We start from the raw sequence: 25,352 nt of genomic DNA, 5'->3' as shown, positions 1-25,352 counted from the left end.
TTCAATAAGTGAAAGCAAAGCAAATAAAAAAGGCGCACTGAGCAATTCAGTGCGCCTTTTTATCACCAAGATGTTTGGTGTGAGCTCGTTATTCTACGCGCTCAAATACAGTTGCAATACCTTGGCCTAAACCAATACACATAGTTGCTAGACCGTATTTAGCGTTCTTGTCTTCCATTAGGTGAACAAGCGTTGTGCTAATACGTGAACCAGAACAACCAAGTGGGTGACCAAGTGCAATTGCACCACCATTTAGGTTAACTTTTTCATCTACCACATCCATCAGACCTAGGTCTTTTAACACTGGTAGAGATTGTGCTGCGAATGCTTCGTTAAGCTCTGCAACATCGATATCGTCAATAGTGATACCTGCTTGTTGAAGTGCTTTTTGCGATGCAGGAACAGGGCCGTAACCCATGATTGATGGATCGCAACCTGCAACAGCCATTGATTTAATACGCGCACGAATTGGTAAACCAAGTTCTTTTGCTTTCTCTTCGCTCATTACAAGCATTGCTGACGCGCCGTCAGATAGTGCAGAAGAAGTACCTGCCGTTACGCTACCTGATGCTGGATTGAATACAGGGCGTAGTTGCGATAGGCCTTCAACAGTTGTCTCTGGACGGATTACTTCATCGTCTTCAACTAAGATTAAAGAACCATCTGCATCGTGACCTTCCATTGGCAGGATTTCACGACGGAAACGACCTTCAACAGTTGCTGCGTGTGCACGTTGGTGTGAACGGTAAGCAAATTCGTCTTGTTGCTCGCGGCTAATGCCGTGCAGCGTAGCAAGGTATTCGGCAGTTAAACCCATTACGCCAGCAGCTTGTGCTACAGACGTTGATAAACCTGGGTGAAAATCATTACCGTGAGTCATAGGTACGTGACCCATGTGCTCAACACCACCAATGATGTAGGTATCACCAGCGCCAGTCATAATAGCGCGTGCTGCATCGTGTAATGCTTGCATTGATGAACCACATAAACGGTTAACTGTGACAGCTGGTACTGAGTGAGGGATACCGGCTAGTAGGGCTGCGTTACGAGCAATGTTAAAACCTTGCTCTAAAGTTTGTTGTACACAGCCCCAGTAAATATCATCAATTGATGCTGGATCAACGGCTGGGTTACGGTCTAACAAACCTTTCATTAAGTGAGCACTTAAATCTTCCGCACGCTTATTTTTGAATACGCCGTTCTTTGAACGACCCATTGGTGTGCGGATACAATCTACGATTACTGGATTATTCATGTTTCTTATCCTTCCACCTTATAGAATACACGGCCTTCTTCGGCCCACTTGCGAGTTTCATCTGATACTTGGTAAATCGCACCTAAATGAGCGTACTTGTCTGCTGTCGCAACAAAGTTCGCTAAACCAGTTTGATCTAAGTAACGGAATGCACCGCCTCTAAATGGAGGGAAACCAATGCCGTAAATTAGCGCCATGTCAGCTTCTTGTGGAGACGCTACGATACCTTCTTGTAAACAAAGTAGTACTTCGTTGATCATAGGGATCATACAACGGTCAATGATTTCTTGTTTGTCGAAATCTTTAGGTGCATCAGTGATAGCACTTAGTAACTCTGTTGCTGTTGCATCTTTTGCTTTTTTCAGGCGACCACGACGGTCTGGCGCGTATTGGTAGAAACCAGCACCATTTTTCTGACCAAAGCGTTTTTCGTTTGCAAATACAGTAACAGGGTCTTTATCTTGGCGAGCCATACGCTCAGGGAAACCGTCAGCCATTACACCTGTACAGTGGTAAGCTGTATCGATACCTACAACATCAAGAAGATATGCAGGACCCATAGGCCAACCAAATACATTTTCCATCACTTTATCAACTTTAGTGAAGTCAGCACCTTCAACAACAAGTTTGCTGAAACCTGCAAAGTAAGGGAATAGTACGCGGTTTACAAAGAAACCAGGACAGTCGTTTACAACGATTGGTGATTTACCAAGTTTTAATGCGTAATCAACAACCGCATTAATAGTAGCTTCTGATGTTTTTTCACCACGAATGATTTCTACTAATGGCATTTTTGGCACTGGGTTAAAGAAGTGCATACCACAGAAGTTTTCTGGTTTTTCAAGTGCCGATGCTAACTCGTCAATACGAATTGTTGAGGTATTTGAAGTTAGGATAGTGCCCGCTGGTAAGTCTTTTTCAAGGCCCGCAAGAACAGCTTGCTTCACTTTAGGGTTTTCAACCACAGCTTCAACAACGATGTCTGCGCTTTGTAGGTCCGCATCGTTTAGTGTTGGTTTGATCTTGCCTAAGGTAGCAACCATCTTATCCATCGCCATATGGCCACGTTGTACTTTTTTGCCAAGTAGCTTAGATGCTTCACCCATACCTAAATCAAGTGCATCTTGGTTGATGTCTTTCATGATAATAGGTGTACCTTTATAAGCAGACTGATATGCAATACCGCCGCCCATAATACCTGCGCCTAATACAGCTGCTTGTTTGATCTCAAGTTCACTGTGTTTAGCTTGCTTCTTCGCTTTACCTTTAATGTATTGGTCAGCTAAGAAAATACCTGTTTGTGCAGCAGCTTCGCTTGTTGCTGCTAATTTAGCAAAGTTAGCGTTTTCAATCGCCATTGCTTCAGCGCGTTCACAGTTTGCTGCAGCTTTGATTGTTTTTACAGCCATAACAGGTGCTGGGTAGTGACCTTTTGTCTGACCCATTACCATGCCTTCAGCCATCGCAAAGCTCATACCTTGCTCAACACGGTTCATTTTCAGTGGCTGTAATTTTACTTGTCGTTTTGCTTGCCAATCTAGCTTGCCAGCAATTGCTTGCTCAAGTGTTGCTATACTTGACTCTAAAAGTTTGTCAGCACTAACTACTGCGTCAAAAGCACCTACTTTTAAGGCATCAGCAGCGCGGTTTTCTTTACCTGTAGTGATCCATGTCATCGCATTATCAGCGCCAATAAGGCGTGGAAGGCGAACTGTACCACCAAAACCAGGCATGATGCCTAGTTTAACTTCAGGTAGGCCAATTTTAGCGTTAGAGCTAGCAACGCGGTAATCGGTAGCAAGTGCCCACTCACATCCACCGCCAAGCGCCATGCCGTTTACAGCACTTAGCGTTGGGAAAGGTAAATCTTCAATTGCATCAAAAACGTCAGTTGCATTTTTGATCCATGCAACAAGTTCTTCTTGAGGTTTAGTGAAGGTAGGTAAAAATTCGAAAATGTCGGCACCGATAATGAAATGATCTTTATCGCTGGTGAACACCATGCCTTTGATATCTGAGTTTGTTGCCAATTCTTTTAATGCTAAAGCGCAATCTTGCAAGGTTTGCTGCGAAAGTTTATTTACTGAGCCGTCTGCACAGAACTTAAACTCGGCGATGTTGTCCTTGATGAAAGCAACTTCAAATGAATCGCTTTTATATAACATTATTATTCTCCCTAGTTTATTAACTAAGACTGGTACGATGAGTTTGCATTTCAATCAGTGTGCTTGCTTTAAAATGAAAATGCAACGAAAAATTTACTGCGCTTTATCGCGATTGGTTAAAATATAGCTGGTTTGGTGCTAAGGTGTAGGAGAAGTTTTTTGTTATTAATTCTTTAATTTTTGTTAAAGGTCATCATGAAAAAACAACTCCTTGGTTGGACAGCTGCCGCATTACTTTTTCCTTTTTTTGCAGCTGAAGCCAACGATAAACATGACGCTTTTTTAAAAGCAGAAAAAAAGGCGCGTTACGGTGATTATCAAGACATGAAAGAGGCGGCAAGTGGGCTTGATCACCCTTTGAAGCCTTATGTCGAAAAGGCTTATTGGCAACGTAATCCGAGCCTTAAACACCAGACAGAAATCGAAAACTACCTCAATGTTTACCAAAACACGCCACTAGAGTGGCCTGTACGTAAGGCATGGCTTAATTACTTAAAAAAGTACAACAAAAAAGCGGCTTATATTCGTAACTATCGCGAAACAAGCAATAACGAATTGACCTGTCCTTATTTAAGTTTTCAATTGGACTTAGGTGCGCCTGAAAAAGCCATCATGAATCAAGTGACTGATTTATGGGTGGTAGGAAAATCACAACCAAAAGAGTGCGATCAGTTGTTCTCTCTTTGGAAGAAAAAAGGTTACCAGACCGAAGAGCGGGTTTGGCAGCGCATTAGCTTGGCTGCCGAAGGGGGCTCATCAAGTTTAATTCCATACTTAAAAACATTACTGCCTCGTGCTGACCAATATTTAGCTGATTTATATTTAAAGGTACGCAAAGATCCGAGTGCTTCAGCGGGCCTTTATCGCTACAAGAAAAAATCTGCTAAAGAAGGGCAGATTGCGATTTATGGAGTTAAGCGCCTAGTATGGCGAGATAAAGACCTTGCACTGCGTGCCTGGGAAAAGCTCGAAACCATGTTCGATTACACAGACGAGCAAAAAGCGGATGTTTACTACAGTTTTGCCTTGTCGCTTGCTTCAAGTGGCCACCAACAAGCGCGCTTTTGGTTAAATAAAGTGCCTAAAGACCGTCAAACTAGAAAGTTAATGCAATGGCAACTTGGCAATATGTTAGAGAGACAAGATTGGTCTGGTATTGTGGCGTTTTTTACAGGCAAAGAAAACCTGAGCCTAGGTCAACAATATTGGTTGGCATATAGCTTAAACCAACGTGGTGAAGTCGAGCGTGCTCGTGAAATCTGGCAAACAGTGGCTAAAGAGCGTGATTATTACGGCTTTTTAGCATCTGCACGCTTAGGTATTCCGGTTAGCTTAAATAATAAAGAGATAAATATTAGTAATAAGCTAAAGCTTGAAGTGGCGAATGCTCCAGGCTTTAAGCGAGCTCGTGCTTTATATGAGCTTGAGCGCTTTACATCTGCGCGTCGTGAGTGGAATTATTTAACGGGTACATCAACCAAAGAAGAAAAGCTTGCTGCGTCATTGCTTGCTGCTGAACTTGATTGGTACGACAGTACTATCTACACCTTGGCGCAGTTAAAAGAGTGGGACTATGTCGACTTACGTTTCCCATTTGCGTTCAAAGATGTATTTGCAACATATAGCAGTCGCAGCCATATTGATGTTGCTTGGAGCATTGCAATTTCACGCCGTGAAAGTTCTTTTGCGCCCGATGCGCGTTCTCATGCCAATGCCCATGGTTTAATGCAGTTGTTGCCAAGCACTGCTAAGTATATGAATAAAAGCTCTGTATCACGAAAACAGTTATACCAGCCTCGTACTAATATTCGCCTAGGTAGTGAGTATTTGCAGTATTTGAAAAAGAAAAATCATGGCAACGAAATCTTGGCAACGGCTTCTTATAATGCGGGTTATCATCGTATTAAACGCTGGATCCCAGAGCAAGCTATGCCAGCTGAGCTGTGGATTGAGTTAATTCCTTATACAGAAACACGAAACTACGTTAAGAATGTATTTGCTTACAGACAGGTTTATCACACTCGATTAGGACGCGATGGCAATGTTCTAGCGCCAATTCTTGATATGTCGATGGGTGGTTAAACTCGATTTGTCACACTATCCTCCCTCAGTTGGGGGATAGTGCTGGCTATGATAGACTGCCAACAAGTTAAATTTACTAAAGATGGGTTTACTATGGATAAATTAGCGGTGTTATACGCCGAACATATTGCAACCTTGCAACAACGCACTCGAACAATTACAGAGCGTGAAGGTTTAGAAGGATTAGTAATTCACTCAGGTCAGGCTAAACGTCAGTTTTTAGATGACATGTATTATCCGTTTAAGGTGAATCCGCAATTTAAAGCTTGGTTACCAGTGATCGACAACCCACATTGTTGGATTGTGGTTGATGGTGCATCTAAGCCGAAACTGATTTTTTATCGTCCTGTCGACTTTTGGCATAAAGTGCCTGACGAACCACGTGATTTTTGGGCTGAGTATTTTGATATTGAATTATTAGTACAGCCAGATCAGGTAGAAAAGCTACTGCCTTACGATAAAGAAAAGTTTGCCTATATCGGTGAATACCTAGAAGTAGCGCAAGCGCTGGGCTTTAGTATTATGAACCCAGAGCCAGTTATGAACTACCTTCATTTTCATCGTGCTTATAAAACGCAGTATGAGCTTGAGTGTTTACGCCAAGCTAACCGTATCGCGGTAGATGGCCACAAAGCTGCACGCGATACGTTTTTTGCTGGTGGTTCAGAGTTTGATATTCAGCAAGCTTACCTCATGGCTACCCGCCAGAGTGAAAACGAGATGCCTTACGGCAATATCGTTGCACTAAATGAGAATTGTGCAATTTTACATTACACGCATTTTGAGCCTAAAGCGCCGCAAACGCATAACTCTTTCCTTATTGACGCAGGTGCAAACTTTAATGGTTATGCTGCTGATATCACACGTACTTATGACTTTAAAAAGTCAGGTGAGTTTAGCGACTTAATTAAAGTAATGACTGAGCATCAAATCGCTTTAGGTAAAGCATTAAAGCCTGGCTTGTTATACGGTGAATTGCATTTAGATTGTCACCAGCGTGTAGCGCAAGTACTAAGCGACTTTAATATTGTGAAGTTACCAGCCGCTGAAATTGTTGAGCGTGGTATTACGTCGACGTTCTTCCCGCATGGTCTTGGTCATCATCTTGGTTTACAAGTTCACGATATGGGTGGCTTTATGGCTGATGATACAGGTGCGCACCAAGCACCACCTGAAGGTCATCCGTTCCTACGTTGCACTCGCTTAATCGAAAAGAACCAAGTATTTACTATTGAACCTGGTTTATACTTTATCGACTCGTTATTAGGTGACCTTGCGCAAACTGACAACAAACAGTTTATTAACTGGGAAAAAGTTGAAGAGTTTAAGCCATTTGGCGGTATCCGTATTGAAGATAATATTATCGTTCATGAAGATAGCCTAGAAAACATGACTCGTGATCTACACTTAGATTAACGATAAAGGTTAGTGAATATTGGGGCCAATAGGCCCCATTTTTTTAGATAAGCAATTATGTCTGAATACCAATATCCGGCTGAGCCGGTTTTTTACCAAGAAGAAATCAAGAAAAGCACCTTTATTGTGCATATTGCCCACACCCCAGATCTTGCGGCAGCAAAAGCCTTTATCAAAGAGATTCAAGATAAATACAGTGATGCTCGTCATAATTGCTGGGCACATGTTGCGGGTAATCCCGGTGGTAGTCATGTGTATGGCTTTTCTGATGATGGTGAGCCCAATGGCACAGCAGGTAAGCCAATGCTTAATGTATTAACAGGCTCTGGTATTGGTGAAATTACAGCGGTGGTAACCCGTTATTTCGGGGGCATCAAGCTTGGTACAGGTGGGCTAGTTCGCGCTTACGGCGGTAGTTTAAATAATGCCATGCGAGAGCTTAAAACCATTACCAAGGTACCGAGTGTTGAACTAGTTGGTCAAAGTGATTACAGCGTACAAGGTGCAATTGAGCAGTTATTAAAAAATCAGTATCAGGTGCTTAATATCGAAAAACAATTTGCAGAGAACATCACATGGCAAATTGAAATCGATAGCCGTCAGGCAGAGCAAGCGATTGATGATATCCATGAATTGACTCATGGCGAAGTTAGCCTAAAAGTCAGAAAAGTTTGAAATGTAAAAATAATACATTCCGTTTACTTACAATTAAGGCTGTAAGACAATAAACTGTATTAGCTAAACATTTAATAAGAAAGCGATACGCCTAGATGCAATTTCGTACCATAATAAAAATTCTCGGCCAGCTGGTGGCGCTATTTAGTATCACTATGGTGCCTCCGGCACTGGTGTCTTTGATCTACAAAGACGGTGGTGGTGTGCCATTCGTTCTCGCTTTCATTTTTAGTGTTGTAATTGGTTTAGCAGCTTATTATCCAAACCGTCATGAGCATGGTGATCTTAAAGCCCGTGAAGGCTTCTTGATTGTAGTCTTGTTCTGGTTGGTACTAGGTACCTTCGCTGCGGTGCCTTTAGTGTTCTTACAAGAGCCTAATCTTTCCTTAGCTGACTCCGTATTTGAGGCCTTTTCTGGGCTGACAACAACAGGGGCTACCGTACTTACGGGCATAGAATATTTACCTAAATCAGTCCTCTTTTATCGCCAGCAACTGCAATGGCTAGGTGGTATGGGGATCATCGTACTCGCAGTCGCGGTACTGCCTATGCTAGGGGTCGGTGGTATGCAGCTATACCGTGCAGAAACACCTGGTCCGGTTAAAGACTCAAAAATGACACCGCGTATTGCCGATACCGCAAAGCATCTTTGGTATATCTATGTATCGCTGACGATAGCCTGTACGCTTGCTTATTGGGCTGCAGGAATGGATTGGTTTGATGCAATCTGTCATGCGTTCTCTACGATTGCGATTGGTGGCTTCTCTACTTACGACGCATCAATGGGGCAGTTTGATAGCCCATTAATTAACTTTATTTGCGTCGTGTTTTTGCTGATCGCAGCCATTAACTTCTCGCTGCACTATGCGGCGGTAGCTTCGCGCAATATTCGCGTTTATTTACGCGACCCTGAATTCAAAGTGTTCTTATTGATTCAATTAGCATTGGTCATTGTCTGCTTTACTGTGCTGTCATCAAATAATATTTATGCCGATGGTGATGAGACTCTCGATCAAGCTATGTTCCAAGCGGTATCAATGAGTACTACCGCGGGCTTTGCGACAGACAACTTCTCAGCATGGCCACTGTTCTTACCTATTTTACTTATTTTCTCAAGTTTTATTGGCGGCTGTGCCGGCTCTACCGGTGGTGGTATGAAGGTCGTGCGGGTGTTCTTACTTTACTTACAAGGTATTCGTGAACTTAATCGTCTTGTGCATCCAAGGGCTATTTATTCAATTAAATTAGGCCGAAAAGCACTCCCAGATAAAGTTGTTGAAGCGGTTTGGGGCTTCTTCTCTGCGTATGCGTTAGTGTTCGTCATTATTATGTTGGCGCTGATGGGCACTGGCATGGATAACATCAGTGCATTCTCAGCAACAGCTGCTTGCTTAAATAACTTAGGCCCAGGTTTAGGTGAAGTCGCTGCTCATTACGGAGCGATTTCTGATACGGCAAAATGGCTACTTACTATTGCGATGGTATTTGGTCGTTTAGAAATATTCACCCTGTTAGTGTTGTTTACGCCAACCTTCTGGCGAGGCTAACCATAGTAAGGTGATTATCTAGAAGTGGAGGCATTACTGTGCCAAAAACTCAAAAACAACGTAATCTTGAAAAGCTAACCTGTATCCCTGCAGGTAGCTTGGTGGATGTTGAAATTACTACACCAACCGACAGTAAACGCGTAAAAACAGAATTTATTGGACTGATGAATGATCAGTACATCATTCTTAACTATCCATCAGCAAAGCGTTTAGCTAATAGCAGTGATTTCATCAAAGATGGAGTGATGGTTGTTATTCGCGCTGTACTCGAAGCGGGTGGTGGGCAAGTGATTGCTTTTCGTCAGCAAATAAACGCCTTGGCATCGCATCCACATCGCTTAATTTTTCTCGAGTTTCCTAAGCAAGTACAACTTTATAGCTTACGTAGTGAAGCGCGTATACCTACGTTATTCCCTGCAAACTTAATCATTGCAGAGCAAAAATTGGCTGGGCTTATCAAAGATATTTCACTAACAGGCGTGCAGTTTGATCTTAATAGCAAGGAGGACTTAAGCGCTTTTAAAGGGCAAAGCTGCCAAATCACACTTAGTAAACGTGAGTTTAATGGCACAGTATGTAGCGTGCGCAAAAGAGCAGGCGGTTTTATGTTCGGTGTACAGCTTGATACGAGTGAAGATGAAATGAAAGCGTTTATGAAAGAGCACTTAATTGACCTTTCAGTGTTGGATAACTAATAGCAATTCGCCATTTTGCAACAAAATGGCTATTTTCCCCGATTTAACCCTATAAATATTAAAATTAATTTATAAATAAATTTAAATAACCAATTAAATCAGTGTTTTATTAATTAAATTAATTTCGATTTTTTTCTTTAAGTTTTGTTGTTCAGATAGAGTTTATTTTCAAATTTCTAATTTTTCTGTTTTCTAATCCGAGTTAATCGCTATTGTCTCCATTTTAATCTTTGTAACTTATTGATTTTAAAAGAAGCGTAAAACCAACCACCGAGCTTGTTGCAAAACAGCAACAAATAAATCGCATTATTTCCCCCTAATTCTCGATATTTTAATTTAATACACTGATTTTATTGTTCTTTTTAACTTTGGCATCGAAGTTGAAATAGTCTTAGCGAACACAGAGAAAAACTGATTCAGGAACATATCCTTTATCACAGTTGAGACAACATTGAAGGAATAGTGATTATGAAAACGTTACACAAAACTTTAGCACTTGTAGCTCTTGCAACTTCATCAGCAGCGTTTGCCGCTGACTTTGACACACTGGATGTTAATGGCGATGGCGCTATCAGCAAAAGCGAAGCATCAGTAAGCGAAACGTTAATGAGCCAATTTAAAGAGCTTGATACAGACGGCAACGGTGAGCTGTCTAAACAAGAGTACTCAAAAGCTTAATTTCATTGTAAGGACACGCTGAAAAGGACTTCTAACTCAAGACAACACATTTTGAAGGAATGACATTATGAACACAGTAAATAAAACACTAGCACTTATGGCACTTGTATCTTCATCTGCAGCGTTTGCGATGAGTGATTTCGATACTCTAGATGTTGATGGCAATGGTGTTATCAGCCAAAGCGAAGCATCGGTAGATGCAGAGCTAATGAGCAAATTCAGTGAATTAGACACTGACGGTAACGGTGAGTTATCGAAACAAGAATTTTCAAAAGCTTAATGTGATTAAGCAAAACCAGTTTATTTAGCTGATTAGTTCTGAGCTGCCAAAGACAGCCTAAATGGATAAGGGAATCCGTGACAAAGGACAACACTGGAAGTGTGATCAGCTAACACTCTTAAAATTGAAGGAATATGATTATGAAAACAGTAAACAAAACATTAGCTTTAATCGCACTTGCATCTTCTTCAGCAGCTTTTGCAGCAACTGATTTTGACACCTTAGACGTAGACGGTAACGGCGTGGTTAGCAAAAGTGAAGCAGCCGTTGACGCAAAAATTATGTCGCAGTTTAAAACATTAGACGTGAATGGCGACGGCGTTCTTACAGAAGCTGAGTTCTCTGAAGCCGAATAACTGAATTAATACGTAGTTATACCAATTTCCACTAAACAGGGATCTCAGAAACGGATTTCACTCTTTTCAAATTTAAGGTAGTTATTATGAAACAGTTAAGCACAACAATCGCAATTTTAGCACTAGCAACGTCATCAGCAGCCTTTGCACAAGGCGTAAGCTTTTCAACATTCGATACTGACGGTGATGGTGTGATCAGCAAAGAGGAAGCGTCTGCAAATATGCAGCTTGAAAAGTTATTTCCAGAGCTAGATAGTGATGGTAATGGCGAACTTTCAAAAGAAGAGTTCGCTCAAATTCAATAGAATCTTTTAGAAAAGTTAGGTACTTTCACTTCAAGAGTCGTAAAGCAGCTGTCATGGCTGCTTTTTTCGTTTATAAGCTTTTTTACAAGAAGATAGCACTTACTTGGAACAGCTTTTCAACAACTGTAATGTGCTTTTTATCAATCAAGAACATGATTACATGGTCGCCCGACTGAATAACCGTATCGTCATGGGCAATCAGTACATCATCGTTACGCACAATTGCACCAATGGTTGTTCCAGCAGGTAGTTTGATATCAGCAATTGCTCGGCCAACAACTTTAGAAGTATGCTCATCACCATGAGCGACAGCCTCAATGGCTTCTGCTGCGCCCTTACGTAACGAATAAACATTAACAATGTCACCACGGCGAACGTGTGTTAACAGCGCCGAGATAGTGGCTTGCTGAGGTGAAATAGCAATATCAATTTCACCGCCTTGTACTAGGTCAACATAAGCGCCACGCTGAATAAGCACCATGGTTTTTTGTGCGCCCATACGCTTTGCCAGCATCGCAGACATAATGTTTGCTTCATCGTCGTTAGTCACTGCGATGAACACATCCACTTGTTCAATATGTTCTTCAGATAACAGTTCTTGATCAGAAGCATCGCCACAAAATACCACGGTGTTATCAAGCATTTCAGAGAGCTGTGCTGCGCGCTCTTTATTGCGCTCAAGCAGCTTCACACTGTGGTTTTTCTCAAGTGAACGCGCAAGGCCCGCACCGATATTACCACCACCAGCAATCATGATCTTTTTGTATGAACGTTCGAGTTTTTGCAGCTCATTCATGACTGCTCGAATATGCTTTGTTGCAGCGATAAAGAACACTTCATCGTCCGCTTCGATAACCGTTGTGCCAAGTGGTTTAATCGCTTTACCTTGACGATAAATAGCCGCTACCCGGGTTTCGACATTCGGGATGTGCTCTTTCAAGGCTGAAAGTGCATAACCCACCAGCAAACCACCGTAATAGGCTTTCACTGCAACTAGCGATAACATGCCATCGGCAAATTGTAATACCTGTAAAGCACCCGGATAGTCGATTAAGCGACGAATATACTTAGTTACCAGCGCTTCTGGAGCAATGTAGTGGTCAACAGGTAAGTCGTCGTTATGAAATAGCTTTTCACGGTACTTTAAGTATTGCTCTGAGCGAATACGGGCAATTTTGGTTGGCGTGTTAAAAATACTATAAGCAACCTGGCAAGCAACCATGTTCACTTCATCTGAACTGGTTACGGCAATAATCATATCGGCGTCTTCTGCGCCTGCGCGACGCAATACATCGGGATGCGCACTGTGGCCAGTAACACCTTGTAAGTCGTACTTATCTTGTAGCTCACGCAAACGGTTACCGTCGATATCGACAACGGTGATCTCATTTTGCTCACCTACGAGGTTTTCTGCCAGTGTGCCACCAACTTGTCCGGCACCGAGTATGATTATTTTCATAGCTTGTTCTTATTAGTGTTTTTTAACTAGCTTTGCATAATAGAAACCGTCACTTTCACCAGGCAATAATTGCAGGCCAGGTAAAGTAGGGGTGTCGTTTTCATGCAAAGGTATGTGTTCAGCACTTGGATTATTGGCAAGGAACTTAGCAACTTGTTGTTGGTTCTCTTGCGGTAATACAGAGCAGGTCGCATAAACTAACGTACCACCAGGCTTAAGTAGAGGCCAGATGCTATTTAAGATATCGCCTTGTAAATTAGCCAGATCTTCAATATCAGATGCACGACGTAACCATTTAATATCAGGGTGACGACGGATCACGCCAGTTGCTGAACAAGGCACATCAAGCAAAATACGGTCAAATTGCTGCTCATCCCACCAGATGTGAGGTTGTGAAGCATCGGCACATTGTAGATCAGCAGCTAAACCAATACGCACTAAGTTTTGTTTAACGCGTTCTAGGCGCTCGCTGTCGCTATCAAGTGCTAATACGTCGGCATCAGCAAGCTCTAGGATATGACACGTTTTACCACCTGGCGCTGCACACGCATCTAAAATGACATCATCATTTTGTGGATCTAAAAAGCGTGCTGCTAATTGTGCCGCAGCATCTTGAACTGAGCAGGCACCGGTATCAAATTCTGGCAGTGCGTACACATCACACGGTTTAGCTAGTTTAATACCATCAGGAAAATCAGCATTAAGGGTATGCTCAATATCATTTGCTTTAAGCATTTCGCTGTATTCTTGGGTGCTATATTGCGCTTGGTTTACACGTAACCACATAGGTGCTTGCAGCTGATTCTCTTCAAGAATTTCTTGCCAGTTATCAGGGTAAGCTGCGGTTACATGTTTGATAAACCAACCTGGGTGGTTAAATTTGCAAACAGGAATTTGCTTTGCTTTTTCTTCAAGCTCAGCTTGTTCACGTTGGAAACTGCGTAAAATAGCGTTAATCAGACCTTTTAAACCCAGTGCGCGCATTTGCTGAAGCGCATTAACCGTTTCGCTGATTGCTGCATGAGGCGGTACACGCATGTGTTGAAGTTGGTAAATACCCACATACAACAAGAACTGAAAAATACGGCGCTTACCTTTAAGTGGTTGATCTAAAAGTTGCTGACAATAATTTTCTAGGCTAGGTAAATAGCGCAGCACACCGTAGCAAATTTGTTGTAGTAGGGCTTTATCTTTCGGCGATAATCCTTGGCTTGCAAAAGGTAGTTCTTGATTTAGCGACGCACCTTTATCGACCACGTTATAGAGGGTTTCAGCAGCAAGTGCTCTTACATTACTCATTGCTTTGACCTAATACTGAGCCAGGTTCAACCCAATCACTGCGACCATTTAAAAAGTCAGTAACAGCCATTGGTTTTTTACCTTGTGGTTGAAGAAGGGTGATTTTAAGTGCATCTTGCCCACAGCCAACGGTAATACCTTGCTTATCAGCAGCAATGATTTTACCGGCTTGTGCAGTTTGCGATACAACTTCGGCTTGCCAAATTTTTACCGTTTGTCCTGCCATTTCAGTAAAGCAAACAGGCCATGGATTAAAGGCACGGATATTACGCTCAATTTGCGCAGCATCCATTGACCAATCAATATTGGCTTCGTCTTTTGATAGCTTCTTGGCGTAATTTGCTTGTGCGTCATCTTGCTTTTCTGGGGTGATTTCACCTGCAGCAAGACGATTGATTGTACTGATCAGTGCATCAGGACCAAGTGCAGCTAATTTATCGTATAAAGAGCTACTGGTTTCTGTGCTATCAATCGGGCAACGGCTGATATGCAGCATATCGCCGGTATCTAAGCCTTCATCCATTTGCATTATTGTTACACCGGTTTCATTGTCACCAGCCCAAATAGCACGTTGGATCGGTGCAGCACCACGCCAGCGCGGTAAAATAGAGCCATGCACGTTTAAGCAGCCTAAGCGCGGTGCATCTAAAATCGCTTTTGGTAACAGTAAGCCGTACGCCACCACAATCATAATATCGGCGTTCAGGCTGGTAAGCTCTGCAAGTGCTTCATCTGATTTTAGTGATTGCGGTTGAAATACAGGTAAATCATGAGCAAGTGCCAGTTCTTTAACTTCACTGGCTTTTAGCTTTTTACCTCGGCCCGCTGGTCGATCCGGTTGGCTATATACACCAACAACTTCGTGCTCTGAGTCAATCAGTGCTTGTAAATGGCGCGCAGCGAAATCCGGCGTACCAGCAAAAATAATGCGTAATGGTTGTGTCACAGATATTCCTATTGATTAACTTATGATTTAGCAGCCAGCTTAGCTTCTTTCTCAAGCTTTTTACGGATACGTTGGCGCTTTAAAGGCGATAGATAATCAATAAATAGGGTGCCTTTAAGGTGATCTAGCTCATGCTGAATACAAATCGCTAATAGCTCGTCAGCGTCAAGGCTAAACTCTTCACCGTTTTCATTAAGCGCTTTAACAGTAACTGTTTCTGCGCGGTCAACTTTTGCGTATGAGTAAGGAACAGATAAACAGCCTTCTTCACTCACCGTTGAACCATCTTTTTTGGTGATTTCTGGGTTGATTAACACTAACGGTTGGTCGCGCTCTTCAGATACGTCGATCACCACAATTCGCTGGTGGATATCTACTTGCGTCGCTGCTAAGCCGATACCGTTTTCGTCATACATAGTTTCAAGCATGTCTTTTACGATTTGACGAACTTCATCGTTTACTTCTGGTACTTCTTTCGCGATTGTACGTAAACGCTCATCCGGAAATCTCAAAACTTCTAACCTAGCCATAGTTACCTTTTACACTTGTGATTCATTTAGGGTATTGTATGCTCTTATTTTAGCCATTCGTGTTCACCTTTAACAGGTTTTGGTCGATAATAATCTAAAAACAACTCAAGGAAGCCAAATGAGATACCCACTAGTTGCGGCTTTGTTAGCCATTAGCTGTGCTTTTCCGGTAGCTGCTGATGTTTTAACAATTAAAAAAGATGCACCAAAACAATATGTTGTCAAAAAAGGCGATACGCTTTGGGATATCTCGGGCGTGTATCTTGATGAACCTTGGCAATGGCCTGATTTATGGCAAATGAACCCGCAAATTGCGAATCCGCATTTAATATACCCGGGTGATGCGCTCACTTTAATTTACGATAAAGACGGAAATCCTCGTTTAGTTAAAAATGCGCGTTATAAAAAACTCTCTCCAGAAGGGCGAATTACACCAAAAGGCAAGCAAGCAGTGCCGACGTTGCCTTTGGAGTTGCTGCGCCCATATTTGAGTTATGAGCAAGCGATTAGCGCCGATGTTATTGCACAAAAACCATATATTTTGGGTGCCAGTGTTAATACCAAAATGAATACTATGGGCCATACGCTTTACGTTAAAGGTGACTTAACACTTAACGAAGCTTATGGCGTATACCGTAAAGGCAATGATCTTGTTGATCCAAATACCAATGAAGTACTAGCGAATAAAGCGGAATTAGTGGCGATTGTTCGCGCATTTAGAAGCGGTGACGTAGAAAACGGCGTACCTGCCTCAGTTAAAGTTGAACTGGTAAAACAAGAAATTAAGCCGCATGACTTTTTAATGCCGGCGATGGAAGGGCAAATGTTGCCAGCCTATTTCACTATGAAACGCCCTGAAGCTACTTTAGATGGCACTATTATCGCCGCAGCTAATGAAATGCGTGAATTTAGTACCATGGACATTGTTGTACTAAACTTAGGTTCAGACCAAGTGAAACCAGGTTTTGTACTTGATATTCAGCGTCAATCACCTGAAGTGTATGACGGCCGCAATGGTCCGCGTTACCGCGAAGATTCTAACAGTCTTGAGAAATTCATGACTGATGCAAATGATGTGTTAGGGATTGAAAGCGATGAAGACAGCAATGTATGGCACATGCCAAAGGAAAAAGTCGGTGAGTTAATGGTGTTTAAGGTATATGACAACGTTAGCTACGCATTGATTGTGAAGAATCAGCACCCGATCCGAGTTGGAGATTATGCAGTTATAAACTAACTCACAATTTGGGCGCTCTAAGGAGGGAGCATGGCACAGGTTTCAGGCAAGCTATCCCATTGGCTTGCCTTTTATTTATGTAAAGGGCTTGGAATAAAAAGCCTTATTGCATTAAGTCAAAGACAGCCACTGGATGAGCTATTTAAGCTATCTAGTTTAGAGCTTCAGCAGCTGGGTTTATCACAAAGCCAAGCCGATAACTTAGTTAATACTGACTGGCAGTTAGTAGCCCACTACCAAGAGTTAATAGCAAGACTTAAAATCAAAGTCATAAGCTATTTTGATAGCAGCTATCCGCCCTTACTCAAGCAAATAGCCAATGCACCTATCTTATTATTTTGTTTAGGTAACACAGAACTATTACTGTCACCGCAAATAGCAATTGTCGGTAGTCGTAATGCCACACCGACAGGGCTTGAAGTCGCTGCTGAGTTTGCCCATCAATTATCTGCTGTTGGCATGACGGTGACGTCAGGTATGGCTATGGGAATTGATGGTGCAGCCCATAAAGGCGCATTAGCAGGGTCAGGAAACACCATTGCCGTACTTGGTACGGGTATCGATATTGCTTATCCAAAACGCCATCGCTTACTCATTAAACAGGTTGCTGAGCGGGGCTTGTTGGTTTCTGAGTTCTTACCGGGAACGGCAGCTAATGCCGCTAATTTTCCGCGCCGAAACCGCATTATCTCTGGGTTGTCATTAGGTGTATTGATTGTCGAAGCGCAAATTAAAAGTGGCTCATTGGTGACAGTGCGCTATGCGCTTGAGCAAAATAAAGAGGTGTTTGCCGTGCCGGGTTCGATAAAAAGCCCACTATCAGAGGCAAGCCATTTTTTAATTAAGCAAGGCGCTAAATTGACAGAAAATATTACTGATATTCTTGATGAAGTGAGCTTTTTCTGTGAAAACAGTCTATATAGTATAGAACAGCCTATTGCAGATGAACCCGACTGCCCAGTGTTCAAAAGTATAGGGTATGAGGTAACAAGTGTTGATCAAATAACACAGCGCAGCCAATTACCTGTAGACGAAGTACAAGCTCGGTTACTCGACCTAGAGCTCGCAGATAAAATCGAACGAGTACTAGATGGTTATATAAGACTAGGAGGACATAAACATGTTTGACATCCTCATGTATCTTTTTGAAAACTATATCCATAGTGAAGCTGAAATCTTTACTGAAGAGAACGAACTTACCGATGAGTTGGTTCGTGCTGGCTTCAATAAACCTGAAATCTACAAAGCCCTTGATTGGCTAGAGCAACTTGCTGACTTACAACAAAGCGATATCTACCCGTACCTTAATGCCCAACCACAACATGCTATGCGTATTTACACTGATAGTGAATGCCAAATGTTAAGTGTTGAGTGTCGCGGCTTTTTAATGTTTATCGAGCAAATAGGTGTAATTAACACCGTAACTCGCGAAATGGTGATAGATAGACTTTGTGCTCTAGATAAACCATTTATTTCTTTGGAAGACCTAAAGTGGGTGGTGCTAATGGTGTTATTTAATGTACCAGGGTCAGAGCAAGCTTACGCACAAATGGAAGACTTAATATTTGACGAGCCAGCCGATGTATTACATTAATTCGACTTTGCTTGTATCTTTGTTGAGTTTGGGTATATTAGGCGAAAATTAGCCAACCCCACAGGAATCTTATGAGTAAAATCGACCATTCTCTTTTTTCTGCAGATAAACATGCACTCGAAAAAGAGTATGAGGTTTGCCCTAAATGCGGTTCTGAATTGGTTATGCGCAACTCAAAGTCAGGGCCGTTCTTAGGCTGTGCCAGTTACCCAAAGTGTGACTTTATCCGCCCATTAGCTCATCACGATAGCCAACAAATAAAAGTACTCGAAGACAGTGCCTGCCCAGAGTGTGGTAAGCCATTAGTAATTAAAAATGGCCGCTACGGTATGTTTATTGGGTGTACTGGCTATCCTGAGTGCCACTATATTGCTCATGATGAAGAGCCTGACGATGCTCCTCAATTACCTGCTTGTCCTAAATGCAAAAAAGGCCTGCTGGTTGCGCGTAGTAATAAGTTTGGCAAAACCTTTTATTCTTGTGATGGCTATCCGCGCTGTAAATATACCCTTAATCACAAACCTGTGGCGACCGAGTGCCCGGCCTGCCAGTGGCCAATTATGACCGAAAAGAAAACAGCTTCAGGTGTTGTGTTACAATGCCCGCAGAAGTCGTGTATGCATAAGTTAGTCGAATCTTAATGCACTTGTAATTTGTTTATTTAGGAGAGTTTCTTTGTCTGATCCTGTTGCACAACCAGCCAATGCAATTGACGCTTTGCAGCAAGGCGGTGTAATTGTTTACCCAACCGAAGCTGTTTTTGGTCTTGGTTGCGATCCTGATAACCAAGCTGCGGTTGAAAAGCTTTTAGCCATCAAACAACGCCCTGTAGAAAAAGGCTTAATTTTAATTGCTGACAATTATGGCCAGTTATTAAAGTATGTAGATGATGCCAAAATCCCGATGGATAAACGTGCTGATATCTTTTCACAATGGCCAGGTGCTATCACTTGGGTGATGCCTGCAGCAAAAGAAACGCCAAAGTGGCTAACAGGCCAGTTTGATACTATTGCGGTACGTGTTACTGATCATCCAACGGTAAAAGCCCTGTGTCAGCAATTTGGTAAGCCGTTGGTGTCAACAAGTGCAAACTTAACCGGTCAAGAAACGGTAATGACTATCGCACAAGCGAAAAGCGAATTTGCAGACACAGTAGATTTTTATGTTGATGAGCCGTTAGGTGGCAACAGCCAACCAAGTGTGATTAAAGACGCAGCGACCGGTAAAGTATTTAGAGGATAAACATGCAAAGCGAGCTACTCGAACAAGTTAAAACCTATTTAATGGCCTTACAAGATACAATTTGTCAGGGCCTTGAAAATGCTGACGGCAAAGCAAAGTTTGTTGAAGATAATTGGCAACGTGCAGAAGGCGGCGGTGGCCGTACGCGTGTTATCCAAGGTGGTAATGTCATTGAACAGGGTGGGGTAAACTACTCGCATGTGTTTGGTGCTTCAATGCCAGCATCAGCAACAGCACATCGTCCAGAGCTCGCTGGTCGTAGTTTTCATGCATGTGGTGTGTCATTAGTGATCCACCCTAATAATCCACATATTCCAACTAGCCATGCCAATGTCCGTTTCTTTATTGCCGAAAAAGAAGGCGAAGAGCCAATTTGGTGGTTTGGTGGTGGTTTTGATTTAACCCCTTATTACCCTGTTTTTGAAGATGTACAACATTGGCATCAGGTGGCTAGCGATTTATGTCAGCCATTCGGTGCAGAGGTTTACGATAAATATAAAAACTGGTGTGATGATTACTTTTATCTAAAACACCGCAGTGAAACACGTGGTGTTGGTGGCTTATTCTTTGATGATTTAAATGAGCTTGGCTTTGAACAAAGCTTTGCCTTTATGCAGGCGGTAGGAAATGGTTTTTTAGATGCTTACCTTCCTATAATTGAGCGCCGCAAAGACACGCCAACAACCGATCAGCAACGCGATTTCCAACTGTATCGTCGTGGTCGTTATGTTGAGTTTAATCTTGTTTGGGACCGCGGCACATTATTTGGCTTACAAACAGGTGGACGTACTGAATCAATTTTGATGTCGATGCCACCATTAGCTCGTTGGGAATATAACTATGTACCTGCTGCAGATAGTCCAGAAGCTAAGCTATATCAGTACTATTTACGCCCGCAAGATTGGTTAAATAGCAAAGAACCTGATTTAGTTGCACGTCAATGGCAGCTTTAATCAAGTATTGAAACCACTCGAACCAACATTGTGTTGTCACCCTCTACGAGGGTGGCAACACTGTCACTGCTTGGCAGCTCTGCCAAGACACTAAATAGCACTTCTGCTTTTAATATTTTTAGCTTATCAGGTGTTGTATCAATAGGTGCGCTAACCTGTGTTAAGCATTGACTGATATCACAGGCATAGAAATCAAGTTTCACCTCAAAATATTCAGGGTGCTGAATAAGCTTATCAAAACCACCAACAATACTTTGTTCATACTTATCGCTTTGTGAGGTTTTATCTTGGCTGAGAAGAGATTGAGCAATCTGTTGAATATCATCACGATGTATATATTCATTAACAGTGCTTATTTGATCAGCAGATTCATTCACGCTGTGTTGATAGGTAAATAGTAACGCCGCAATAACCCCAATACAGACTAAAAGAGTTGTTAAAAATTTCATTTAAACATCCTTATTTACTATGAAATGCATATAACAACTCTAGCAGTTGCACGAAAAGCGCGCAATTTAGCTTAATTTAAAGCGTCTTACTTGCTCATCAAGTGAACGAGCTAACGACAACAGCTCTTCACTGACTTTTTGGTTTTCATGGGCATCGACTAATGAGTGCTCGGCATTGTCACTAATTGCAATAACACTTTGGTTAATTTCTTCAGCCGCGAGGTTTTGCTGTTCAGTAGCATCAGCAATTTGCACGTTAAGTTGGTTTATCTCACTCATTTGTGAAGAAATATCACGTAATGCTTTAGCTACTTGCTTAACTTGAACTGCTCTTTCGTCTGCTTCTTCGCAAGAGTTATTCATGGTATTAACGGTTTGTGCTGCTTCACTTTGTAGCTTGTCGATAGTGCGGCGAATTTCGTCGGTTGAGTCATGGGTGCGGGTCGCTAAAGTACGTACTTCATCGGCTACCACAGCAAAGCCTCGGCCAGCTTCACCAGCACGAGCCGCCTCAATGGCTGCATTAAGTGCAAGTAAGTTTGTTTGTTCGGCAATGCTACTGATCACCTCGAGTACTTTACCAACGTCTAACGTTTGGGTTTGCAGTTGACTTACTTGCTCGGCAGCTGCTCTAACATCTGCCGCAAGTTGATTAATACTTTGCTCAGTGTGCTCAGCAACATGTAAGCTTTGTTGTGCAAGTTGATTACTGTGCTCTGACTTTTCAGATGCAAAATGGGTGGTGTTTTTAACTTCGCTTGATGAGCTTTCTAGTTCATTGATGGCGGCAGCGACCGAATCTGTCCCTTGCTTTTGCTTTAAGATCGCTTGCTCGGTTGCATCCGCTGAGGCATAAATGCTTTCGGCAGAGTGGATCAATACCTTAGAAGAATGAGAAACTTGAGCAATATTATCTTTAAACGCACCAATCATGTGATTAAAGCTGGTGGCAAGAGAGCTAAGCTCGTCATTATTACTGTCATCTACCGTGAGGCTTAAATCTTTATTGGTGGTTGCCAAGTGCATGGTATGGCTAATGACTTTTAAGCGTTTGATGAAAATTTTTCTAAACATCACTGCTAGTAGTGAGAAAGCCGAAATGAAAATAGCCGCTAATAGTAGCGTGTTCATTAAGGTGTTTTGCGATACTTCTTGCTCAATATCAGCCAGCGAATAACTAATTTTTACTACACCTAACACATCGCCTTCTTGTGCTTGATGGCAGCCTAAGCAGTTTGTTCCTTTATAATCACTGCGAGCAAACATAGGCTTTAGATAAGTCATCGTACTTTTTTGATTATCAATAAATAGTGCTTCAGTGCCTGTTAGTGCATTTCGCTCAGCATCGTTAGTCGCAACTTGGTTGGCATTTCCTGGCCCATAAATTTTATTAACGATTGGACTACGTATGATATGAGCGTCTTCAATATTAGGATGACTTCTTAATTTAGTACTTAGAATTTCGCGATTAGCCATAGTGCCTGTCAGCATCATGGTATTAATAGAATCAAAGTAATTATCGGCAAGCAGTTTTATGTTACTTTCAACGGTATCTCTTGCTAATTCATGTTGTTGCTGGGCACTACTAAATATACTGGCAAATAATACCAATACGCCTGTTAGTGCTAACAAGGCATAAATTTTAAATTGGATAGACTTCATTCGACGACGCTTTTTCTAAATTAAGGAAAATTTATTATCTTTATTTAGAAAAAGCGTACATTGATATAGCGCAAAGCTTAGTTAGTTTTGATTGATCATATGGCTGGCGAGTTGCGATAACGACTGTCTTAACCCTTCGCGAAGTAGTGGGTTATCAATCTCGATATCAAGCGTTTTATTCATACAGTGCATCCATTGGTCACGTAAGTCTTGATCAATAGGGAAAGGCATGTGACGCTTTCTTAGCATTGGGTGACCATATTTTTCAACGAATAGGTCAGGACCGCCCAGCCAGCCAGATAAAAACTCAAAGAAGACTTGGCGAATTCTATCTAAAGGCTGCGGATGCATATCATATAATGGTTTGGCGTATTCATCTGTGGCCATTATGTCGTAAAATCGATTTGCAATTGCTCGAGCTCCTGCTTCACCGCCAATAATTTCGTAAGGTGTTTTTTCTGGGGTAGGTGTTTCAGGCGTTGGTTTCGATTTAGAAAAAAGTCGTTTAATCATAATATTAATAAAGCTCTACAGGGCGAAGAGGTTGCTTCACTATGGACAAATACGCGGTTTTTGGAAATCCAATAAAACATTCGAAATCACCCGCAATACACGCACAATTTGCTGCATCATTAAACGAGCAAATACAATACAGCGCCATTTTAGCACCAACAGATGCATTTGAAAAAACTGTCGCTGAGTTTTTCGCTGCTGGTGGTAAAGGGGCTAATGTCACTTTGCCGTTTAAAGAGCAAGCGTTTGCCATGGTCGATGAACTAACAGAGCAAGCGAAAATTGCTGGAGCCGTTAACACTATTAAACAGCTTGACGATGGCAGCCTACTGGGTGATAACACCGATGGTGTAGGACTTGTTAAAGATCTTTTAGCTAATAATGTCACCTTAAAAGGGCAGCGAGTACTTCTTATTGGCGCCGGTGGTGCAGCGCGAGGTGTCATTCAGCCATTATTGAATGAGCATATAGAAAGCTTAACAATAGCCAACCGTACCGCCGAAAAAGCAAAGGCGCTAGCGAGTCATTTTAATGGTGAAATAAATGTGCAGGGCTTTGCTTTAAATGATATCCCAGCAAACAACTATGATGTGGTGATTAATTCAACCTCAAGTAGTGTAACAGGAGACCTGCCGGGTATAGCTGAAGACCATGTTGCTAAGTGTCTGTGCGCTTACGATATGTTTTACGCCAATGACGATACCGCATTTATCAGTTGGGTTAAGTCGAATAACCCAACATGTTTAACACTCGATGGTTGTGGCATGCTAGTTGGTCAAGCAGCACAAGCTTATTTTGTATGGCGCAATAAAATGCCAGAAATTATTCCCGTTGTTACCGCGCTTAAAGCAGGAGAAATTGCGTGAATCAAGCTATCCAATTTATAGACAGACTCGAATTTAAGCCTGAAGAAAAGCAGTTGGTATTTTTTGCCCAAGTAAGTGGTTTGATGGTGGAGTGTGTTATTGATACCAGCAAGTATGATTTTGCAGATCAAAGCAGTGCGGTTAATTACTTTGAATCTTATCGTTTCGATTACGAAGAGCTCGCCGAGCAACTGATCGAAGATGAGCAGTATAACTCGGCAGGACAAATTGAATTAACCGAAGTGTTTTAGCCCTCAGCTAAGTATTCATCTTTAAGCTGAACATAATTATCAGCAGAGATTTTTAAAAAGGCGCGCTCTTGCTCTGTTAAAGGGCGAGCCTGTTTAACAGGGCTACCTACATAAAGGTAACCAGACTCTAAACGCTTGTTAGGTGGTACCAGTGAACCACCACCAATGATCACATCATCTTCAACAACTGCGTTATCCATTACTATTGCGCCCATACCAACAAGTATACGATTACCAAGTTGGCAACCGTGTAGCATAACCTTATGACCAACAGTGACATCATCACCAATAATAAGAGGGTAGCCATCGGGGTTTGACTTAGAGGCACGAGTTAAATGTAAAACACTGCCATCTTGAATGTTCGTACGTTCACCAATACGTATATAGTTAACATCACCTCGCGCAGCAACAAGAGGCCATACACTTGAATCTTTACCAAGCGTAATATCACCCACTAAAACCGATGACTCATCAATATAAACACTATTATCGTATGTCGGAGTGATCCCTTTATAAGAACGGATAGTCATAAATTCACCTTTTAATTTTAAAATGCGCTCAGTCTAGTGTAACAGCGAAGCAAATAAATACACCAAAACAGGCCTAAATTGACTGCAAAACACCCAGTTTTAGGGTGTTTAGTTCAAAAGGTGAGCGAACAGTACGTTTTTTTAAATTTTATTGAAAAAAGTGCTTGCGTAAAAAATCCATCTCCCTATAATGCGACCCCACTGACACGGCGGGCAGCAACGAAAGACGCTGAACAACGTAGCAGAGAGTTAAGTGAAACTTCAGTTTCAAATAATCGAAAGAAAGTTTGAAATTAAGTGTTGACTCGAAAAATTAAGGATGTATTATACGCATCCCTAGCGACAACGTCGCAACGTTCTTTAACAA

General features: G+C 42.0%; 27 protein-coding genes. 17 read left to right on the top strand and 10 right to left on the bottom strand.

Features of this window, described 5'->3' with window-relative positions; translation table 11 throughout:
- Positions 1-88: 88 nt before the first annotated feature.
- Positions 89-1,255, bottom strand: coding sequence for an acetyl-CoA C-acyltransferase FadA (gene fadA, locus EXT43_RS00460; protein ID WP_054554784.1), 1,167 nt, complete (start codon positions 1,253-1,255; stop codon positions 89-91).
- Between the two features lie 5 nt (positions 1,256-1,260).
- Complete coding sequence (gene fadB / locus EXT43_RS00455; RefSeq protein ID WP_054554783.1) at positions 1,261-3,420, bottom strand: fatty acid oxidation complex subunit alpha FadB; 2,160 nt, start codon at positions 3,418-3,420, stop codon at positions 1,261-1,263.
- 195 nt (positions 3,421-3,615) lie between these two features.
- On the opposite strand from fadB, the gene EXT43_RS00450 reads away from it, so the two are divergent.
- The 9 genes from EXT43_RS00450 to EXT43_RS00410 all read left to right on the top strand — a co-directional run bounded on the left by EXT43_RS00450 (position 3,616) and on the right by EXT43_RS00410 (position 11,454).
- Complete coding sequence (locus EXT43_RS00450) at positions 3,616-5,502, top strand: transglycosylase SLT domain-containing protein (RefSeq protein WP_130166139.1); 1,887 nt, start codon at positions 3,616-3,618, stop codon at positions 5,500-5,502.
- A 93-nt stretch (positions 5,503-5,595) separates the two neighbouring features.
- Complete coding sequence (gene pepQ, locus EXT43_RS00445) at positions 5,596-6,918, top strand: Xaa-Pro dipeptidase (RefSeq protein ID WP_130166138.1); 1,323 nt, start codon at positions 5,596-5,598, stop codon at positions 6,916-6,918.
- A 57-nt stretch (positions 6,919-6,975) separates the two neighbouring features.
- The gene (locus EXT43_RS00440) at positions 6,976-7,593 is read left to right on the top strand and encodes a YigZ family protein (RefSeq protein ID WP_062564605.1); all 618 of its coding nucleotides are present in this window, start codon (positions 6,976-6,978) and stop codon (positions 7,591-7,593) included.
- A 95-nt stretch (positions 7,594-7,688) separates the two neighbouring features.
- Complete coding sequence (locus tag EXT43_RS00435) at positions 7,689-9,140, top strand: TrkH family potassium uptake protein (protein ID WP_054563770.1); 1,452 nt, start codon at positions 7,689-7,691, stop codon at positions 9,138-9,140.
- Between the two features lie 38 nt (positions 9,141-9,178).
- Complete coding sequence (locus tag EXT43_RS00430) at positions 9,179-9,835, top strand: flagellar brake protein (protein WP_130166137.1); 657 nt, start codon at positions 9,179-9,181, stop codon at positions 9,833-9,835.
- 468 nt (positions 9,836-10,303) lie between these two features.
- Positions 10,304-10,513, top strand: a complete 210-nt coding sequence (locus tag EXT43_RS00425) for a calmodulin (RefSeq protein ID WP_054563772.1) — start codon at positions 10,304-10,306, stop codon at positions 10,511-10,513.
- A 67-nt stretch (positions 10,514-10,580) separates the two neighbouring features.
- A complete protein-coding gene (locus EXT43_RS00420) occupies positions 10,581-10,793 on the top strand; it encodes a calmodulin (RefSeq protein WP_054554776.1) in 213 nt (70 codons plus the stop codon).
- 140 nt (positions 10,794-10,933) lie between these two features.
- Positions 10,934-11,149: a calmodulin gene (locus tag EXT43_RS00415; protein WP_055022185.1), complete on the top strand. Its 216-nt coding sequence runs from the start codon at positions 10,934-10,936 to the stop codon at positions 11,147-11,149.
- An 86-nt stretch (positions 11,150-11,235) separates the two neighbouring features.
- The gene (locus EXT43_RS00410; RefSeq protein WP_054563774.1) at positions 11,236-11,454 is read left to right on the top strand and encodes an EF-hand domain-containing protein; all 219 of its coding nucleotides are present in this window, start codon (positions 11,236-11,238) and stop codon (positions 11,452-11,454) included.
- A gap of 82 nt (positions 11,455-11,536) precedes the next feature.
- Here the strand turns inward: EXT43_RS00410 and trkA are convergent, their stop codons facing one another.
- Genes trkA through def form a run of 4 tightly spaced genes read right to left on the bottom strand, consistent with a single transcriptional unit; the run spans position 11,537 to position 15,688 of the window.
- Positions 11,537-12,913, bottom strand: coding sequence for a Trk system potassium transporter TrkA (trkA, locus tag EXT43_RS00405; protein ID WP_054563775.1), 1,377 nt, complete (start codon positions 12,911-12,913; stop codon positions 11,537-11,539).
- A gap of 12 nt (positions 12,914-12,925) precedes the next feature.
- Positions 12,926-14,212 carry a 16S rRNA (cytosine(967)-C(5))-methyltransferase RsmB gene (rsmB, locus tag EXT43_RS00400; protein WP_130166136.1) on the bottom strand — a complete coding sequence of 429 codons (1,287 nt, stop codon included), beginning with the start codon at positions 14,210-14,212 and terminating at the stop codon, positions 12,926-12,928.
- Positions 14,205-15,158, bottom strand: a complete 954-nt coding sequence (fmt, locus tag EXT43_RS00395; protein ID WP_055199321.1) for a methionyl-tRNA formyltransferase — start codon at positions 15,156-15,158, stop codon at positions 14,205-14,207. Before fmt ends, rsmB begins: the two co-directional genes overlap by 8 nt.
- 20 nt (positions 15,159-15,178) lie before the next feature.
- Positions 15,179-15,688 carry a peptide deformylase gene (gene def, locus EXT43_RS00390; RefSeq protein WP_054554770.1) on the bottom strand — a complete coding sequence of 170 codons (510 nt, stop codon included), beginning with the start codon at positions 15,686-15,688 and terminating at the stop codon, positions 15,179-15,181.
- 118 nt (positions 15,689-15,806) lie between these two features.
- On the opposite strand from def, the gene EXT43_RS00385 reads away from it, so the two are divergent.
- From EXT43_RS00385 to hemF, 6 genes are all read left to right on the top strand, one after another.
- Positions 15,807-16,925 carry a LysM peptidoglycan-binding domain-containing protein gene (locus EXT43_RS00385; protein ID WP_054563778.1) on the top strand — a complete coding sequence of 373 codons (1,119 nt, stop codon included), beginning with the start codon at positions 15,807-15,809 and terminating at the stop codon, positions 16,923-16,925.
- A 30-nt stretch (positions 16,926-16,955) separates the two neighbouring features.
- Positions 16,956-18,053: a DNA-processing protein DprA gene (gene dprA / locus EXT43_RS00380; RefSeq protein ID WP_130166135.1), complete on the top strand. Its 1,098-nt coding sequence runs from the start codon at positions 16,956-16,958 to the stop codon at positions 18,051-18,053.
- Positions 18,046-18,519 carry a DUF494 family protein gene (locus tag EXT43_RS00375; RefSeq protein WP_054563780.1) on the top strand — a complete coding sequence of 158 codons (474 nt, stop codon included), beginning with the start codon at positions 18,046-18,048 and terminating at the stop codon, positions 18,517-18,519. The genes dprA and EXT43_RS00375 overlap by 8 nt, the downstream gene beginning before the upstream one ends.
- Positions 18,520-18,590: 71 nt before the next feature.
- Entirely contained in the window at positions 18,591-19,160 is a 570-nt protein-coding gene (locus EXT43_RS00370; protein WP_130166134.1) for a type I DNA topoisomerase, read from the top strand.
- A gap of 34 nt (positions 19,161-19,194) precedes the next feature.
- On the top strand, positions 19,195-19,761 hold the full coding sequence (locus EXT43_RS00365; RefSeq protein ID WP_062564610.1) for an L-threonylcarbamoyladenylate synthase: 567 nt from the start codon (positions 19,195-19,197) through the stop codon (positions 19,759-19,761).
- Positions 19,762-19,763: 2 nt separating this feature from the next.
- Positions 19,764-20,714: an oxygen-dependent coproporphyrinogen oxidase gene (gene hemF, locus EXT43_RS00360; RefSeq protein ID WP_130166133.1), complete on the top strand. Its 951-nt coding sequence runs from the start codon at positions 19,764-19,766 to the stop codon at positions 20,712-20,714.
- Here hemF and EXT43_RS00355 read toward each other — a convergent pair.
- The 3 genes from EXT43_RS00355 to EXT43_RS00345 form a co-directional block, all read right to left on the bottom strand.
- Positions 20,711-21,163 (bottom strand): hypothetical protein, encoded by a 453-nt coding sequence (locus tag EXT43_RS00355; protein WP_130166132.1) that lies wholly within the window; start codon positions 21,161-21,163, stop codon positions 20,711-20,713. The two genes, hemF and EXT43_RS00355, sit on opposite strands and share 4 nt — an antisense overlap.
- A gap of 66 nt (positions 21,164-21,229) precedes the next feature.
- Positions 21,230-22,825, bottom strand: a complete 1,596-nt coding sequence (locus EXT43_RS00350) for a methyl-accepting chemotaxis protein (protein ID WP_063529457.1) — start codon at positions 22,823-22,825, stop codon at positions 21,230-21,232.
- Between the two features lie 81 nt (positions 22,826-22,906).
- Complete coding sequence (locus EXT43_RS00345) at positions 22,907-23,338, bottom strand: group II truncated hemoglobin (RefSeq protein ID WP_054554758.1); 432 nt, start codon at positions 23,336-23,338, stop codon at positions 22,907-22,909.
- Between the two features lie 41 nt (positions 23,339-23,379).
- On the opposite strand from EXT43_RS00345, the gene aroE reads away from it, so the two are divergent.
- Both aroE and EXT43_RS00335 read left to right on the top strand, forming a co-directional pair.
- Positions 23,380-24,204: a shikimate dehydrogenase gene (gene aroE / locus EXT43_RS00340; RefSeq protein ID WP_063530508.1), complete on the top strand. Its 825-nt coding sequence runs from the start codon at positions 23,380-23,382 to the stop codon at positions 24,202-24,204.
- The gene (locus EXT43_RS00335) at positions 24,201-24,455 is read left to right on the top strand and encodes a DUF1488 domain-containing protein (protein ID WP_054563787.1); all 255 of its coding nucleotides are present in this window, start codon (positions 24,201-24,203) and stop codon (positions 24,453-24,455) included. Before aroE ends, EXT43_RS00335 begins: the two co-directional genes overlap by 4 nt.
- On the opposite strand, the gene EXT43_RS00330 is transcribed toward EXT43_RS00335, so the two are convergent.
- Entirely contained in the window at positions 24,452-24,985 is a 534-nt protein-coding gene (locus EXT43_RS00330; protein ID WP_063529972.1) for a gamma carbonic anhydrase family protein, read from the bottom strand. The genes EXT43_RS00335 and EXT43_RS00330 overlap by 4 nt on opposite strands.
- Between the last annotated feature and the right edge of the window lie 367 nt (positions 24,986-25,352).

This window comes from Pseudoalteromonas sp. CO109Y (assembly GCF_004208935.1).
Taxonomy (GTDB): Bacteria; Pseudomonadota; Gammaproteobacteria; order Enterobacterales; family Alteromonadaceae; genus Pseudoalteromonas; species Pseudoalteromonas shioyasakiensis.
Note: the sequence above shows the minus strand (reverse complement) of the source record. Positions and strands in the feature narration are given on the sequence as shown.